16 protein-coding genes are annotated in these 14,430 nt (G+C 72.5%); 9 read left to right on the top strand and 7 right to left on the bottom strand.

Translation table 11 applies throughout. The features are described from left to right. Positions 1-158: 158 nt before the first annotated feature. Positions 159-1,130, top strand: coding sequence for an amidohydrolase family protein (locus E1289_RS30780; protein ID WP_131986473.1), 972 nt, complete (start codon positions 159-161; stop codon positions 1,128-1,130). On the opposite strand, the gene E1289_RS30775 is transcribed toward E1289_RS30780, so the two are convergent. The 5 genes from E1289_RS30775 to E1289_RS30755 are packed head-to-tail and all read right to left on the bottom strand — an operon-like array spanning position 1,117 to position 5,690. Then, complete coding sequence (locus E1289_RS30775; RefSeq protein WP_207929260.1) at positions 1,117-2,295, bottom strand: FAD/NAD(P)-binding oxidoreductase; 1,179 nt, start codon at positions 2,293-2,295, stop codon at positions 1,117-1,119. The genes E1289_RS30780 and E1289_RS30775 overlap by 14 nt on opposite strands. 3 nt (positions 2,296-2,298) lie before the next feature. Beyond that, positions 2,299-2,487, bottom strand: coding sequence for a ferredoxin (locus E1289_RS30770; RefSeq protein ID WP_131986471.1), 189 nt, complete (start codon positions 2,485-2,487; stop codon positions 2,299-2,301). Positions 2,488-2,491: 4 nt separating this feature from the next. Next, positions 2,492-3,349 carry a fumarylacetoacetate hydrolase family protein gene (locus E1289_RS30765; protein WP_131986469.1) on the bottom strand — a complete coding sequence of 286 codons (858 nt, stop codon included), beginning with the start codon at positions 3,347-3,349 and terminating at the stop codon, positions 2,492-2,494. Further along, complete coding sequence (locus E1289_RS30760) at positions 3,349-4,254, bottom strand: 3,4-dihydroxyphenylacetate 2,3-dioxygenase (RefSeq protein ID WP_131986467.1); 906 nt, start codon at positions 4,252-4,254, stop codon at positions 3,349-3,351. Before E1289_RS30760 ends, E1289_RS30765 begins: the two co-directional genes overlap by 1 nt. Then, positions 4,242-5,690 carry an aldehyde dehydrogenase gene (locus tag E1289_RS30755; protein WP_131986465.1) on the bottom strand — a complete coding sequence of 483 codons (1,449 nt, stop codon included), beginning with the start codon at positions 5,688-5,690 and terminating at the stop codon, positions 4,242-4,244. Before E1289_RS30755 ends, E1289_RS30760 begins: the two co-directional genes overlap by 13 nt. Positions 5,691-5,835: 145 nt before the next feature. Here E1289_RS30755 and E1289_RS30750 point away from each other — a divergent pair, with 145 nt between their 5' ends. Genes E1289_RS30750 through E1289_RS30740 form a run of 3 tightly spaced genes read left to right on the top strand, consistent with a single transcriptional unit; the run spans position 5,836 to position 9,023 of the window. Then, positions 5,836-6,777 (top strand): TIGR03619 family F420-dependent LLM class oxidoreductase, encoded by a 942-nt coding sequence (locus E1289_RS30750; protein WP_207929259.1) that lies wholly within the window; start codon positions 5,836-5,838, stop codon positions 6,775-6,777. A gap of 36 nt (positions 6,778-6,813) precedes the next feature. Beyond that, positions 6,814-8,301, top strand: coding sequence for an aldehyde dehydrogenase family protein (locus E1289_RS30745; RefSeq protein ID WP_131986463.1), 1,488 nt, complete (start codon positions 6,814-6,816; stop codon positions 8,299-8,301). After that, positions 8,298-9,023: a gamma-glutamyl-gamma-aminobutyrate hydrolase family protein gene (locus E1289_RS30740; RefSeq protein WP_131986461.1), complete on the top strand. Its 726-nt coding sequence runs from the start codon at positions 8,298-8,300 to the stop codon at positions 9,021-9,023. The genes E1289_RS30745 and E1289_RS30740 overlap by 4 nt, the downstream gene beginning before the upstream one ends. On the opposite strand, the gene E1289_RS30735 is transcribed toward E1289_RS30740, so the two are convergent. Next, entirely contained in the window at positions 9,000-9,704 is a 705-nt protein-coding gene (locus tag E1289_RS30735; protein ID WP_131986459.1) for a type 1 glutamine amidotransferase, read from the bottom strand. The genes E1289_RS30740 and E1289_RS30735 overlap by 24 nt on opposite strands. Before the next feature lie 146 nt (positions 9,705-9,850). Here E1289_RS30735 and E1289_RS30730 point away from each other — a divergent pair, with 146 nt between their 5' ends. From E1289_RS30730 to E1289_RS30715, 5 genes are all read left to right on the top strand, one after another. Beyond that, the gene (locus E1289_RS30730; RefSeq protein ID WP_131986457.1) at positions 9,851-11,407 is read left to right on the top strand and encodes an APC family permease; all 1,557 of its coding nucleotides are present in this window, start codon (positions 9,851-9,853) and stop codon (positions 11,405-11,407) included. A gap of 13 nt (positions 11,408-11,420) precedes the next feature. Continuing rightward, a complete protein-coding gene (locus tag E1289_RS38505) occupies positions 11,421-11,576 on the top strand; it encodes a hypothetical protein (RefSeq protein ID WP_165970673.1) in 156 nt (51 codons plus the stop codon). Between the two features lie 137 nt (positions 11,577-11,713). After that, complete coding sequence (locus tag E1289_RS30725) at positions 11,714-12,055, top strand: metalloregulator ArsR/SmtB family transcription factor (RefSeq protein ID WP_131986455.1); 342 nt, start codon at positions 11,714-11,716, stop codon at positions 12,053-12,055. 3 nt (positions 12,056-12,058) lie between these two features. Next, positions 12,059-12,565: an SRPBCC family protein gene (locus E1289_RS30720; protein WP_131986453.1), complete on the top strand. Its 507-nt coding sequence runs from the start codon at positions 12,059-12,061 to the stop codon at positions 12,563-12,565. After that, complete coding sequence (locus E1289_RS30715) at positions 12,565-13,185, top strand: dihydrofolate reductase family protein (RefSeq protein WP_131986451.1); 621 nt, start codon at positions 12,565-12,567, stop codon at positions 13,183-13,185. Before E1289_RS30720 ends, E1289_RS30715 begins: the two co-directional genes overlap by 1 nt. A 76-nt stretch (positions 13,186-13,261) precedes the next feature. Here E1289_RS30715 and E1289_RS30710 read toward each other — a convergent pair. After that, positions 13,262-14,430, bottom strand: a 1,169-nt coding sequence (locus E1289_RS30710) for a serine hydrolase domain-containing protein (protein ID WP_131986449.1), incomplete at its 5' end; no start/stop codon positions are given.

Raw genomic sequence — 14,430 nt, 5'->3', positions numbered from 1 at the left:
CGCCCGCGGCTGACGCCCTCCCGCACGGCGCTTCCCCCGGCCCCGCCTCCGCTCCGGCACCCTTGACAGATCGTTTGAGCCCGAACATTCTGAATGTCGTTTGGGGCCGAACATTCAAGGACCGCCGGAGCGCGCCGCTCATGAAACGGAGCCTGTAGATGGGAAACAGAGCCGACCGACGTAGGTTCCTGCAGGGATCGGCCGCCGCGGCGGCCGGTATCGCGATCGCCGGATCCCTGCCCGCCGAGGCCGCGGCGGCCGCCCCCCGGGAGCGGGGACGGGGGCCCGCCGACCTGATCATCCGCAACGGCAAGGTCCTGATCATGGACGAGCACTTCCGCACGGCCGACGCGATCGCGATCCGCGACGGCGTCGTGGTCGGCGCCGGGCGCGACAGGGACATGCGCCGGTTCGCGGGCCGCGGCACGCAGACGATCGACGCGGGCGGCGGCACGGTGCTGCCCGGCATCAACGACTCGCACCTGCATCTCGGCGGCTTCGGGCTCGACTACCCGCCGTTCACCATCGACGTCGACAAGGCGACGATCGAGGAGGTGGTGGCGGCCGTGCGCACCGCGGCGGCGGACGCGGCGCCCGGCGCCTGGATCCGCGGGCAGGGCTGGAACGACAACCGGCTGCCCCGCCCCCCGCGCCGGACCGACCTCGACCCCGTGTCCGGTGACCACCCGGTGGTCCTCCGGGACTTCTCCGCCCACGCGGTCGCGGTGAACTCCGCCGTGCTGCGGATGGCCGGCATCACCCGCGACACCGTGCCGCCGACCGGCGGAGTGATCGAGAAGGACGCGGACGGCGAGCCGACCGGCGTGCTGCGCGAGACGGCGCGCGAACTCATCGGTGCGCACGTTCCGCCGTTCACCGACGAGGAGGTCTCGGACGTCCTCGACCGCGCGATCGACCTCCTGCACAGCCTGGGGATCACGAGCGTCACCGATCCCGGAATCGGCCTCGGCCGGCTCGCCCTGTACGAGCGGAAGGCGCGTGAAGGAAACCTCGGCCTGCGGATCAACGCGCTGCTGTCCGCGGGGACGACGCTGGACGAACATACCGCGAAGTGCCCCCGATGCCGCATCCGGCATCGGGGGCACGTTCGTTCTGTCAGGACGCGGTGACCTGGATGCCGTCCAGTAGCAGCTTCCGGTAGTGGGGCCGGCGGCGGGTGCAGCCGAGCATCACCACGCCGACCAGTCCGCTGTCTCGGTGGTATCCGACCACCGCTTCGCCGCCGAGGTCGCCCTCCAGCACGCGGATGTCGTCACCGCCGAGGGCCGGGGCGCCGAACGACTGCAGCCGCATGTCGTACTGGTCGCTCCAGAACGAAGGCAGCGGCATGAAGGGCCCCTCGTCCTGCCCGAGCAGGGCACGCGCCGCGCGCTTGGCGGTGTCGGTGGGGATGCTCCAGTGCTCCACCCGCCGGGGGACGTCGTCATACCGGGCATTGGGGAACCGGGCGATGTCGCCGACGGCCACGACGTCGGGGCGTCCCTCGACCCGAAGCCCGCCGTCGCACAGGACACCGTCCGACAGGTCGAGCCCGTTGCCCTCCAGCCATTCCACGCACGGCACCGACCCGACCGCCTCGACGACGACCTCGGCGCGCACCGCCGAGCCGTCCGACAGTTCCAGCCCGGACCCGGTGAACCGGGCGACCGTGCGGCCGAGCAGGAACCGCACCCCCCGCTCCTCGTGGCGACGGCGAAGCTCGGCTCCGAGATCGGGACCGAGCGGCCGGAGCATCGGCTCGCTCTCCGGGGCGACCACGGTGACGTCCGCGCCGAGCGTGCGGGCGGTCGCGGCGACCTCGCACCCGATGAAGCCCGCCCCGACCACGGTCACCCGCGCCCCCGGGCGCAGGCGCTCGCGCAGGGCGGCGGCGTCGTCCAGGGTCCGCACGACATGCCGCGGCGGGCCGGCCCCGGGGACGTCCAGGCGCCGTGGCCGCAGTCCCGTCGCGATCACCAGGCCGTCGTAGGGCACCTCCGTGCCGTCGGCCGGCCGGACGACCCGCGCGGTGAGGTCCGCTCCGGTGACGGCCGTCCCGAGGCGCCAGTCGACGTCGGCGGTGGCGGCCCGCATCCGGAACGCCACCCGCTCGAAGGTGACCCCGGCGGCGAGGGCCTCCTTGGACAGGGGCGGCCGGTTGTAGGGCGGGTGCGCCTCGTCGCCGATGACGAGGAGTTCGCCGGTGTGCCCGAGGGCGCGCAGTTGCTCGGCGGCCCGCAGGCCGCCGAGGGACGCGCCGACCACGACGATTCGTCCACCCGCTTCGCCGGGCACCGTCTAGTCCTCGATCGTGATGGCCTGGAGCGGGCAGACGTCGGCCGCCTCCTCCACCTCGTCGCGCAGGGAGTCGTCGGGCGCGCTCTCGTACTCCAGGTGCCCCTCGTCGTTGAGGCGGAAGACCTCGGGGGCTGCGAACACGCACTGCCCGTGGTCCTGGCACTTGTCCATATCGACGATGACCTTCATGTCGCTACCTCCTCGGGGCGCGGACGCCGCGGAACTCCCAGTCACCGCCGAACGCAGTGGACACGACCTCTTCGGACTCGGTGGGCTGCGCGCCGACGTCGTCCCTGACGGGGACGGGACCGGCGACGATGTGGTTGCGCAGCCGTCCGAGGCCCTCGGCCTCCACCTCGACCACGTCTCCCGGCTGCACGGGACGTGAGTTGGCGGGTGTGCCCGACAGCAGCACGTCCCCGGGGTAGAGGGTGATGGTGCGGGCGATGTCGGCGACGAGGTAGTGCATGTCCCACTCCATCTCGTCGGTGCCGCCGTCCTGGACCAGCTCGCCGTTGACGTAGGTCCGCAGGTACTTGCCGCGGAAGTCCCAGCCGGTGACCAGGCCGGGGCCGAGCGGGCAGAGCGTGTCGGAGCCCTTGACCCGCAGCATCGAGCCGGCGTCGGTGTCGCGGAAGTCGTGCAGGCCGTAGTCGTTGGCGACGGTGTAGCCGGCGATGTGGACGCCCGCGTCCGCGGGGGCGATGTTGCGGCACGTCCGGCCGATGACGATCGCGATCTCGCCCTCGTAGTTGAGGTACCTGCACCGTTCCGGGCGGACGACCGCGCCGCCGTGGGCGTTCAGCGCCGAGACCGGCTTGTGGAAGTAGGTCGGCGCGGCGGGCAGCCGGGCCCGGAACTCCGTCACGCGGCTGCGGTGGTTGAGGTGTACCGCGACGACCTTGGTCGGCCTGCACGGCGGCAGGTGGACGGCGTCCTCGGCGCGCACCCGGCGGCCGTCCGCGCTGACCAGGTCGTCGCCGTCCCGGACGACCTGGACGTCGGCGCCGTCCAGCAGGATCCTGCGGTACTCGGTCGAGGGCTCGGGCATCAGGCGGTCCATCCGTTCTCGGGCCGGTCGAACCAGATGTGCACCTGGCCGGTTCCGACGGAGTTCTCGTAATCGCTGTACAGGCGGCCCGGGGCGGTGCAGGCCCGCCCGCCCAGGGCGCCGGCCATCATCAGGTAGTGGCCGAACCGGGCCTCCGGCCTGAAGCGCAGGAACTCCGGCATCGTGTCGAGGACGCGGGCGTGGTCGCCGCGCGTCAGCCACGCGATCCGCTCCTCGTCGGCGGCGCGGGCCTCGGGGGTGAAGATGTGCGACGGGTCGGCCGCCTCGTGGTCGCGGATCTGCCGCAGCGGCCAGAACGTGTGCGACAGCGCGCCCGAGGCGACGAGCAGGACCCGCCGGTCGGTGGTCGCGATCCCGTCGCGCAGTGCCCGGCCGAGGCGCAGGAAGTCCTCGGTGTCGGCGGTCTGGCACACGCCGATCGACATCCACCGCTTGCCCGGCAGCTCCAGGTACGGATCGTCGCGCACGCCCAGGTACGTCCAGAGGTTGACGGTGGCGTAGTAGATCGGCAGGTACGGGTCGTCGATCGGCGTGATCCAGGTGCCGTGCTCGTCGGCGTGGCGCGCGACGGCCCTGGCCAGCTCGGGATCCCCCGGGAAGTCGTAGGGCATGCGGCACATGCCGCGCGGCAGTTCCTCGGAGGTGTACAGCCCGGCCCGCCGGTCGTGCGCCGTGGTCACGAACTCGACCGTGGTCGCCCAGTGGGAGTCCAGGACGACGACGGTGTCGTAGTCGTCCACCCGGTCGAACACGTCGGTCCGCAGCCGCCTCAGGCCGTCGACCAGGGTGGAGTCGTCGCCGTCGTTGAGCTCGCGGCGAGTGACCTCCGGCAGCACGATCGTGGGGACGTGGGCCAGCAGCCCCGCGCCGACTACTTCGCCCATGGGGCCATCACCGTGTTCTTCAGATCGCAGTAGAAGTCGAAGCTCCAGTCGCCGCCCTCGCGCCCGACGCCGGACTCGCGGGACCCGCCGAAGGGTGCCCGCAGGTCGCGGACGAAGAAGCAGTTGACCCACACCGTCCCGGCGACCAGGCGCTCGGAGACGCGCGCCGCGCGCCCGGGGTCCCCGGTGGCGACGGTGGCGGCGAGGCCGAAACGGGTGCCGTTGGCCATCGCGACGGCCTGCTCCTCGGTCTCGAACGTCTGCAGGGTCAGGACGGGACCGAAGACCTCCTCGGTCAGGATCTCCGCGCCCTCGGGGACGCCGGTGAACAGCGTGGGCCGGTAGTAGAGGCCGCCGAGATCGGTGTTGGGGCCGCCGCCGATCAGCGCCCGCGCGCCGTCGCCGGCCGCGCGGCGCACGAATCCGTCCACGCGCTCGAAGTGCCGGCGGTGGATCTGCGGCCCGATGTCGGTGCCCTCCTCGCGGGGGTCGCCCTGGACGAGCCGTCCCGCCCGGGCGAGGAAACGCTCGGTGAACTCGTCCGCGACGGACGCCTCGACCAGCAGCCTCGTCGCGGCCAGGCAGACCTGCCCGGCGTTGTCGTACTGCTCCACGGCCAGGTCCACGGCGAGGTCCAGGTCCGCGTCGGCGAACACCAGCAGCGGGGACTTGCCGCCGAGTTCCAGCGACAGCGGGGTGAGGTTGGGCGCCGCGGCGGCGGCGATGTCCCGCGCGGTGGCCACCGACCCGGTGAAGCTGATCCTGCGCACCTCCGGGTTGGCGACGAGGGCGGCGCCCGCCTCGGTTCCCAGCCCCTGCACGACGTTGAGGACGCCGTCGGGAAGTCCGGCCTCGGCGGCGACGTCGGCGAGCAGGGACGCGGTGAGCGGGGACCATTCGGCGGGTTTGAGCACGACGGTGTTCCCCGCCGCCAGCGCGGGGGCGACCTTCCAGGTGGCCAGCATGAGCGGCGCGTTCCACGGGGTGATCAGCGCGCAGACCCCGGCCGGGTCCCAGGCGACGTGGTTGCGGTGGCCCCGGGTCTCGAAGTCGTCGTGGCCGAGCCGCAGCAGGCGGTCGGCGAAGAACCGGAAGTTGTGCGCCACGCGCGGCATCACGCCGCGCCGGTGGGAGCGGATGAGCGCCCCGTTGTCGGCCGTCTCGACCCGGGCGAGTTCCTCGACGCGCTTGTCGACGCCGTCGGCGATCGCGTGCAGGATCCGCGCCCGGTCCTCCCGGCTCGTGCGGGCCCAGCCGGGGAACGCCCGGGAGGCGGCGGTCACGGCGGCGTCCGCCTCGGCGGCCCCGCCCCGGGCGACCTCGGCGAGGGGCTGCTCGCCGATGGGCGAGACATCGGTGAACGCGGCGGCCGAGCCGACCCGTTCGCCGCCGATCCAGTGGCCGGTGTCGACGGTGACGCCCGCGACATCTGCCATAGCGGCACCTCCAGTTCGTTTGGTCCCAAATAAAATAGGAGAGCCGGACCCGCCCGGTCAACTTCGCGCGGCCCCGCTTGACAGTTCGTTTGAGCCCGAACATTCTAGGTCACCGGGAGATCGGCGCCTGGAGAGGGGACGGGGAGTGCAGCCTCCGCGCTTCGTGCTCGTGCTCAGCGAGAACTGGACGATGACCGCCGGGCGGGACCTGCCCGCCCTGGTCCGCTGGGCGCGGGAGGCCGAGGACGCCGGCTTCGACGCCGTCATGGTCAGCGAGCACATCGTCCTCGGCCCGGACGCCGGCGCCGGCGCCGGCGGCATCATGGGAAACCCGCGGGAGTACGCGCTGCCGGGCAACCAGGATCCCCGCACGCCATGGCCGTCCTCGCTGATGCTCCTCGCGGCGATCGCCTCGGTGACGTCCCGGCTGCGGCTCGCCGCGGCGGCGGTGCTCGCCCCGCTCCGGCACCCCCTCGCGCTCGCACGCGACCTCGGCACGCTCGACCTGCTCTCCGAAGGACGCCTGGTGGTGCAGCCCACCGTGAGCTGGAGCCGCGACGAGTACGCCGCCCTGGGCGTGCCGTTCGGAAAGCGGGGCGCCCTCCTGGACGAGCAACTGGAGATCTGGAGCCTGCTCTGGCAGGGGTCCCCGGTCTCCTACCGAGGGCGGCACTACGGCTTCGAGGACGTGTACTTCGAGCCGCGCGCCCACCGGCCCGACGGCCCACGCATGTGGTTCGGGGGGCAACGGCTGCACGACCGGCTCCTCGACCGCCTGGTGCGGTACGGGCACGGCTTCCATCCGCTCGGCAGGCCCACCCGCGAGGAACTCGCGCGCCTGCGGACGGCCATGGCCGGCGCGGGACGCGACGCGACCGGCCTGGAAATGATCGGCGGGACCCGCCCCACCTTCCCGGACGACCGCTCCTGCGCTCCGCTCGCGCCCGCGCTGGAGAGCGTTCCGGAGCAGCTCGCCCAGGGATTCACCACCTTCTGCATCAAGCCGTCGCAGTTCATCGACGACCCGGACGGCGTCGCCGCCTTCTGCCGCGAGGTCGTCAGGCGCACCGACGCCCTCCTCGGCTGACGATGCCCGACTTCCGACCCGCTGAACGGAGAGCCCATGACCGACGTCCGGTACGAGGAGTGGCGCACGCGGGCCGCCCGGCTCAGCCCGCACACCGGCCACCACATCGGCGGCGCCTTCGTGCCGAGCCGTGACGGCGCCACGTTCCCGGTCGTCTCGCCACGGGACGGCCGCACGGTCGCCGAGGTGGCCGCCGCCGGGACCGCGGACGTGGACCGCGCGGTGGCCGCGGCCCGGCACGCCTTCGACGAGGGGCCCTGGCCCCGGCTCGCCCCCGCCGACCGCAAGGCCGCTCTCCTGCGGCTGGCCGACCTCGCCGAGCGCGACCGCCGGACCCTGGCCCTGCTGGTCTCCCTGGAGATGGGCAAACCGGTCACCGAGGCGGACGGCATCGAAGTGCGCGCCCTGCTCGGCTGCCTGCGCTGGTACGCCGAGACCGCCGACAAGCTCGTCGACGAGTCGCCCCGCACCGACGCCGGGTCCCTCGCCCTGGTCACCCGCGAGCCGGTGGGCGTGGTCGGCGCCGTCGTCCCGTGGAACTTCCCCCTCACCATGGCCGCCTGGAAGATCGCGCCCGCGCTCGCGGCGGGCTGCACGACGGTGCTCAAACCCGCCGAGGAGTCACCGCTGTCGGCCCTGCACCTGGCCGCGCTGGCCGCCGAGGCGGGGCTGCCGGACGGGGTGTTCAACGTCGTCAACGGGCGCGGGGAGATCACCGGGCGGGCGCTGGGCGAGCATCCCGGCGTCGACGTCATCGCCTTCACCGGCTCCACCGAGGTCGGCCGCCACTTCCTGCGGTACGCGGCCGGCTCCAACCTCAAGCGGGTCTGGCTGGAACTGGGCGGCAAGTCGCCCAACATCATCCTGCCGGACGCCCCCGACCTGGACGCCGCCGCGGACACCGCCGCCTGGGGGATCTTCTTCAACGCCGGCGAGATGTGCACCGCCCCGTCCCGGCTGCTCGTCCACCGCTCGGTGGCCGACCGGGTGCTCGACCGGATCGTCGCCCGCGCGCGGTCCCTGGCCGTCGGAGACCCGCTGGACCCCGCCACCCAGATGGGTCCCCTGGTCTCGGCCCGCCAGCGCGACCGTGTCCTGTCGTATGTGCAGGCCGGTGACGCCGAAGGCGCCCGCCTGCGCGCGGGCGGCTCCCCGCCCGACGGGGACGGGTACTACGTACGCCCGTCCGTCTTCGATCAGGTGAAGCCCGGCATGCGGATCGCGCGGGAGGAGATCTTCGGCCCGGTGCTGGCCGTGCTGGAGTTCGACGACGTCGGCGAGGCCGTGCGGCTGGCCAACGACACCGACTACGGCCTGGCCGCCGCGCTCTGGACCTCGGACCTGTCGACCGCGCACCGCGTGTCCCGTGCGCTCCGGGCCGGCACCGTGTGGGTCAACTGCTACGAGGAAGGCGATATGAGCGTCCCGTTCGGGGGCGTCAAGCGGTCCGGCAACGGCCGTGACAAGTCCCTGCACGCCCTGGACAAGTACCTCGACCTCAAGACCACCTGGATCGCGCTGTGAGCGCGCGTCCGCTGATCGCCGTCCCGGCCCGTTTCTCGGCGGGCGCCTCGGCGCTGCGCCACGCGGCCGAGGTCGCGGCCCGCGCGCTGGTCGAGGCGGTCTGGCGCGGCGGCGGCGAGCCCTTCATCATGCATCCGGCCGATCCGGCGCACGTCGCCGGGCGGCTGGCCCGCTGCGACGGCGTCCTGCTGCCGGGTGGCGGCGACCTGCACCCGCGCCACTACGGCGCGGCCGACGAGCACGAGGCCCTGTACGACGTGGACGAGGAGCAGGACGCGTTCGACCTGGCCGTCGCCCGGCACACGCTCGCCGCCGGGCTGCCGCTGCTGGCGATCTGCCGGGGCCTCCAGGTCGTCAACGTGGTGACGGGCGGGACGCTGCACCAGCACATGGAGCCCGACCACCGGCATCTCATGCACCGGGTCACCGTCGAGGACGGCTCGCTGCTGCACAAGACGATCGAAGACCGGCGCCCGGCCGTCTCCTGCTACCACCACCAGGGTCTGGACACGCCCGGTGCCGGGCTGGTCGTCGCCGCGCGGGCGGCCGACGGCACGATCGAGGCCATGGAACTCCCCGGTGCGGCGGGATGGTTCCTCGGTGTCCAGTGGCATCCGGAGGACACGGCGGCCCGTGACCCGGCCCAGCAGGGCCTCTTCAACGCCCTCGTACGGGCGTCCGGCGGTGCGGAGGCCGGCTCACAGGAGGCCGGCGTGGCGTAGGAAGGCGTCCATGAAGCGGTGGGCGCGGCGCTCGGCGGCGGGAGCCAGCGCCCGGGTCTGGTCGAGCACCGATCCGGGGTCGAGGCCAAGCCGCCGCATGTCCTTCTCTCCGCCGTTCGCGAGCCACGATTCCAGCTCGCGCACGGTGATCTCTGGGTGGAACTGGACGCCGAGGCTGCGCCCGATCCGGAACGCCTGCGGCGCCACCTCGTTGCGGGCGATCTCGACGCCGCCCGGCGGCATGATCCAGCGGTCGTAGTGGTACTGGAACCACGGCCCGGGCCCGACGAGCGAGGGCTCCGCCGTCTCGACCCCGCCCCATCCGATCTCGGGACGCGGCGCGCGTTCGACCCCGCCGCCGAGCGCCGCCGCCAGTGCCTGGCCACCGAAGCAGATCCCGAGGACGGGCACGCCGATGCCCTGCGCCTTGCGCAGCATGGCGAGCTCGTCGGCGATCCAGCTCCCGATCGCCGCCTCGTCGTCCACCGACCACGGCGCGCCCATCGTCACGACGAGGTCCCATCCGGACGGGTCGGGGAAGGTGATCTCCACGCCGGGGTCCAGGTGCCGTTCGGGCGGCACGACGACCAGTTCCGCGACCTCGAACCCGTGCTGGACGAGGCGGTCTCCGACCGGCCCGATCGGGGAGAAGGCGTCGTGCTCGATCACCAGCGCCCGCATGCGCCCTCCGTCCACCGCGCGGAACCCATTTGCCCCCAAACAATATCCGATCGCGGGCGGACGAGGTATTTGCAAAAGTCGTTTGGCCCCGTATGATCCCCGTCACGCATAGCCGTGCGCGGCCGATCGAAAGGACTGTGAGGGGTATGACCGAGCAGAGCGGAACGGGTCTGCGGCACGCCGACCCGATTGACGGAGGCGGGAGCCGCCTCGCGAGGAACAAGCTCGGGATCGCGGGCATCGTGTTCTTCGTCGTCGCCGCGGCCGCCCCCCTGGTCGGCATGACCGGGGCCGTCCCCATCGCCATCGTCCTCGGCAACGGCGCGGGCGTGCCCGGCGCCTACCTCGTCGTGGGCCTCGTCCTGCTCGTCTTCAGCGTCGGGTACTCCGCGATGAGCCACCGGGTGACCAACACCGGGGCGTTCTTCGCCTACGTCGGGCGAGGGCTCGGCGTCGTCCCGGGCGTGGCGTCCGCCTTCGTCTCCCTGCTCGCCTACCTGACGATCCAGCTCGCCGTCTTCGGGTTCTTCGGCGCCGTCATGGCCGGCCACATGGACGCCGAGCTGGGCATCGGCCTGGCGTGGTGGGTGTGGGCCCTGATCGCCTGGGCCCTGGTGCTCGGCATGTCCGCGCTCAGCGTGGACGTCGGAGCCAAGGTGCTGGGCCTGCTGATGCTGCTCGAAGTGCTGTCGCTCGCGATCCTGGCCGTGGCGGTCCTGCTCCACGGCGGCGGGCCGGACGGCATGTCGCTCGGCTCCTCCTTCGCACCCGGCAGCGTCTTCGAGGGCGGCTTCGCCGGCTCGGCGGGCATCGCGCTCACCTTCGCCTTCGCCTCCTGCATCGGCTTCGAGGCGACCGCCATCTACGGCGAGGAGAGCCGGGACCCCAAGCGCAGCGTCCCCATCGCGACCTACATCGCCGTCTCCCTGATCGCGGTGCTGTTCGCGTTCACCTCCTGGGCGGTGGTCAGCGGCCTCGGCAGCGACGCCGTCCGCGACCACGTCGCCGAGATCTCGGCCGTGGACGGGACCCCGCTGGCCGACCCCGCGGCGGTCATCTTCGGCGTCGCCACCGAGTACGTCGGCGGCTGGCTGGCGACGGTGATGAGCTGGCTCGTCCTGTCCAGCCTCTTCGCCGGACTGCTCGCCTTCCAGAACAGCGCGGCGCGCTACGTCTTCTCGATGGCCCGCGCCGGCGTGCTGCCCGCCGTCCTCGGCCGGGTCAACCGGCGCGGCGCACCGGTGTTCGGCACCGCCGCGGTCGCGGCGACATCGCTGGTCGTCGTCCTGCTGTTCCGGATCACCGACCGGGACCCGGTGCTGCACATGTTCTCCTGGTTCAGCGCCCTGGCGGTACTGGCGATCGTGCTGGTGGAGGTCCTCGTGTCCATCGCCGTGATCGCGTACTTCCGCCGCCAGCCCGACACCGGCGGCACCGGCGCCGGCCGCGTGTGGAGCACCCTGGTCGCGCCCATCGTCGCCATCGTCGGCCTCGTGGCCGGGATGTACCTCCTCGTGTCCCGCTTCGGCCTGCTGGCCGGGACCGCGGCCGAGGGCGTCGACCCCGCGACCCGGTCATGGGGCCTGTCGACGCTCGGCTGGATCCTGGTGGCGCTGCCGTTCATCGTCCTCGCCGCCGGGGCGGCGGTAGGGGCGCTGCGGCGCAACAGGAACGCCGAAGCGGTGGCCGACCTGGTGACCTGACACCCGTCATCAGGTGCGCGAATGGCTGCGGTCTCCGGTCGCCACGCGCGGTCTCGCCACCGAGACCCCTGAACCGCCCTACGACTCCTACGCCACCGGTGGCACCGTCCGGCAGTGGTTCGACCTGGTCGTCCACTGCCATGCGGTCACCCCCGCACGACCCCTCTGAAAGCCGCCGGGCCGACGTTTCCAGAATCAACGCCGTGCCGACGGTCCAAGCGCTCGAAGAGTCACTCCGTCGGCTCAGGCGGTTCGACGCCCGCCCGCCGGCTTGACGCATGCCTATATGGGCATATGATGGCGCACATGGCACGAGCAGCGACGACGTCGGACGTCTTCAACGCGATCGCCGAGCCGCAGCGCCGGGAGATCCTGGTGCTGCTGCGGACGGGTGAGCGGCCGGTGACCGAGTTGGCCCGCGAGCTGGGAATGACCCAGCCGGGGGCGTCCAAACACCTGCGGGTGCTCCGGGAGGTCGGGCTGGTACGGGACCGCAGGGCGGGCAAGCAGCGCCTGTACGGCCTCGACGCCCGCGGGCTGCGGCCGATCCATGAGTGGACCGGCGGGTTCGAGCGGTTCTGGAACGAGAGCTTCGACCGGCTGGACGCGTACGTGCAGGACCTGAAGCAGGCAAGGCAGGAGGAGTAACCGATGAGCGCAACGGGACGGGGAGCGCCGGCGCCTTCCGCGACGGCGGACCGCGAGATCGTCATCTCCCGGGTCATCGACGCCCCACCAGAGCTGGTGTTCGAGGCGTTCACCGAGATCCGGCACCTGTCACGGTGGTGGGGACCCGAGGGGTTCACCACGACCACGCGGTCGTTCGAGTTCCGCGTCGGCGGAGAGTGGGACTTCGTGATGCACGGACCGGACGGCACGGACTACGCCGAGTGGATCTCCTGGACCGAGATCGCCCCGCCGGAACGGATCGCGCTGCTGCACGGCGAGTCCAGCGGCGACCCGAACGCCTTCGAGTCGGTCCTGACGTTCGAGCCCGACGGCGCGGCGACCCGGATCGAGATGCGCACGGTGTTCCCCACCAAGGAGCTGCGCGACGAGGCGGTCGAGAAATACCACGCGATCGAGGGCGGCCGGCAGACCCTGGCCAACCTCGCCGCCTACATCACCGAGATCGTTCGGAAGGGAGCGGAGGGCTGATGGCCGGGAAAGTGTTCTTCAGCGTGTCGATGTCGCTGGACGGGTTCATCGCGCCCGAGTCTCCCGAGGAGCTGATGGGGCGGCAGTGGATGGAACTGCAGCGGTGGGTCTTCCCGCAGCGGTTCTTCCGGGAGAACCTGAAGCTCGGCGCGGGCGGCGAGGAGGGGCGCGACAACGACATCCTGCGGGAGACGTTCGAGCGCACCGGCGCGAGCGTGATGGGCAAGCGCATGTTCGACGCCGGCGAGCAGGCGTGGCCGGAGGAGGCGCCGTTCCACACACCGGTCTTCGTCGTGACGCACGAGAAGCGTGACCCGTGGGAGCGGCCGGGCGGGACCACCTTCCACTTCGTCAACGACGGCATCGAGCACGCGCTCGACCTGGCCCGCGAGGCCGCCGGCGACCGCGACGTCCGCGTCGCGGGCGGCGGCGCGACGATCCTGGAGTACGTGAACGCCGGCCTGATCGACGAGTTCTCGATCGCGCTGTCGCCCGTGCTGTTCGGCTCCGGAGTCCGCCTGTTCGAGGGCGTGGACGCGGGCCGCGTGGCCCTGGAGCAGGTACGCGCGGAGCCCTCCCCGAGGGTGACGCACCTGACCTACACCGTCCGGGAGCGGTAGGCGCGAAGGTCGGACGACCCGGAACCTGTGCCGGATTGACCGGATATTCGAGACCCTGTCCGGGGACGGTGAGTGTTCAGGCTTCGGTTCGTCCGGCCACGCGAACGTCGGCTCTTCCCGTGTGCAGGTAACGCGCACGCCCCTCGCCGTCGTCACCGAGAAACGCGACGGGCCCGTGGCCGGGCTCCGCGGGCAGCAGGGAGTCCCCCCGCCAGCCGAGCAGTTCCGTCCGGTACGGCTCGTCGCCGAGCTCCACCGCGAGGCCGAGGGGGACCCGGTCGAGCCAAAGCCGTCCCCGTTCGTCCGCGCTCACCGTCGTCTCGCTCGTGTTCGACACGTAGACGCCCGCACAGCGCCAGGTGTCCGGGCCCGCCGCGGGATCCGGGACGGGCTCGGCGGGCAACTCGACGACCCTGCCCAGGATCTCCTTCATCAGGCGCTTGCGGTCGCCGCCGTTGGTGAAGACCGCCACGCACACGTCGCGGCCGGGGTCCACCCGCAGGACGGCCGACTGCCCGATGGTGTTGCCGTCATGGCCGAACACCGGGCCGCCCGGCAGGTCGTAGCGCGTCCAGCCCAGGCCCCAGGCCGTCCCCCAGCCGATGTCGGGCAGGACGACCTGCGGCTCCCGCATGGCCCGCAGCCCCTCGTCGGCGAGATGCGCCCGGGCGAAGGCCAGCAGGTCGCGCGGGGTCATGGCGAGCATCGACCCGGCGGGCGCGTTCGAGCGCGCCCCCGCCCAGGCCGGGACGGGCCGTCCGCCGAGGTGCCCCACCGCCACGCGATGCAGGATCGCCTCGTACGGATCGCTCGCCGCGTGCGTCATGCCAAGGGGCGTGAACACCTGGTCCCGCATGCACCGGTCGAACGGCTCACCCCGCACGACCTCGACGATCCGCCCGAGCACGCAGTAGCCCGCGTTGTTGTAGGAGAACATCTCCCCGGGCTCGAAGATCTGCGGCACGTCCGCCAGCAGTTCCACGTACCGCTCCAGGCAGTCGTCCCCCTTGCCCGTGTCGGTGAACACGTCGCCCGCGAACCCTGCCGTGTGGCACAGCAGCTGCCGGACGGTCACCTCCCGGAACCCGGGAAGGTACCTGCCCACCGGGGCATCGAGCTCCACCAGCCCCTCCGCGACGAGCCCCATCACCAGCGTCGCCGTCAGCACCTTGGTGACCGACCCGATCTGGAACACCGAGTCGACCGTCGCCTCCACCCCCGTCGCCGAGTTCAGCACCCCCGCCG

This window comes from Actinomadura sp. 6K520 (assembly GCF_004349245.1).
Taxonomy (GTDB): Bacteria; Actinomycetota; Actinomycetes; order Streptosporangiales; family Streptosporangiaceae; genus Spirillospora.
Note: the sequence above shows the minus strand (reverse complement) of the source record. Positions and strands in the feature narration are given on the sequence as shown.